Here is a 1,420-nt window from a genome sequence, read left to right on the forward strand (position 1 = left end):
GAGCCAAAACCAGAAGGTGAAAATGGTAAAAAAACAGAACAACCAAAGCAAGAGAACATTCAAGTTCCAAGTGCACAATTAAATGAAGCCATTTCTAAAACATCAGACAAGATGTTACAAGATGGAATTGAAAGTGATTGGGTAGCTGTAGCGCTTTCTCGTTCTGGAAAGAATGTGCCAATTGAGGCAAAATTAAATTATGTTAAGTCAGTAACTGAAAAAGTAGAAAAGCGCATTAATCGTTTTTCAGCGACAGATTTAGCTAGAACAATTATTATGATGAATGCAATGAGTGCAGACCCTAAAAATGTAGGTGGACATAATTTAGTTCAAAAATTGTATGAGTCAGATAAAGTGAATTCTGTTACAGGTTATGCATTTGCTTTACTTGCATTTGATACGAAGAAGTATGAGATTCCAGTTGAATCAAAATGGAACAGAGTTGCTCTAGTGGAAGCACTGTTAAATAATCAGCATACAGACGGTGGATGGACTTATAATAGTTCAGGTAGTAAAGATAGTGCTAGTAGCGTTGATGTAACAGGTATGGTTTTATCAGCATTAGCTCCTTATCAAGAGCGATCAGATGTGAAACCAGCTATACAAAAAGCTGTTGCGTATTTATATAACGAACAGCTGCAAAATGGCGGTTTTTCAGCTGATGGACAAGAAAATTCAAATAGTACTGCGCAAGCAATTATTGGATTATCTCTTGTTAAAGATGTAGATCAAAATCGTCTTCATAAGGCAATGCAAAACCTATTATCATATCAACTTTCAAATGGTGAATTTAAATGGTTACCAAGTGATCAAAATGGTAACGGAATGGCTACAGAACAGGCTCTTTTAGCATTACTTCAATTTAAGGAAATGGGAAAATCTATTTATGATTGGTCTAATGTAGACGCTGGTGATGTAATTAAGCCAAAACCGATTGAAGAGCCAGAAAAGGTCGTTGAACCAGAAAATAATGTAGTAGAAAAAGAAGTTACTGAAGAACCGAAAGAACAAAACCAAGTACAACAAGAAACAAAAGATGAAAATCTAAAAGTAGTTGTAGATAACGAACCGGTTAAGAATAAAAAAATCGGAAACGGTAACAGTCTACCAAAAACAGGAGCATCTTCTCATAGTGCAGCAACAGAAGTAGGTATGGGTGTATTATGTATTGCTTCTGCATATGTATTATGGAGACGTAAAGCAGCTTAACAAAAAATTAGGAGCAATTATTTGCTCCTAATTTTCGTATGAAAGGTGAGAGATAGGATGAGTAAGGTGAAATGGTTCATTTCTTTACTGCTTTCGCTCGGGCTACTTGCCGGATGTGAAGAGGCAGCTGTAAAGCCTGAGAAGAAGGTAGAACCGAAGCAAGAAGAGGTAGCGAAACAAGAAGAACAAAAAGATGAAGCGAAGCCGGAAG

At 36.4% G+C, this 1,420-nt stretch carries 1 protein-coding gene; it reads left to right on the forward strand.

Translation table 11 applies throughout. The annotated features are described in order from the left end of the window. Nucleotides 1-1,209 (forward strand): prenyltransferase/squalene oxidase repeat-containing protein (locus MR170_RS30600; RefSeq protein WP_242310636.1); only part of this gene is annotated, 1,209 nt, incomplete at its 5' end. Nucleotides 1,210-1,420 lie beyond the last annotated feature (211 nt).

Source organism: Bacillus cereus group sp. BfR-BA-01524 (genome assembly GCF_022662595.1).
In the GTDB taxonomy this organism is placed as follows: Bacteria; Bacillota; Bacilli; order Bacillales; family Bacillaceae_G; genus Bacillus_A; species Bacillus_A thuringiensis_S.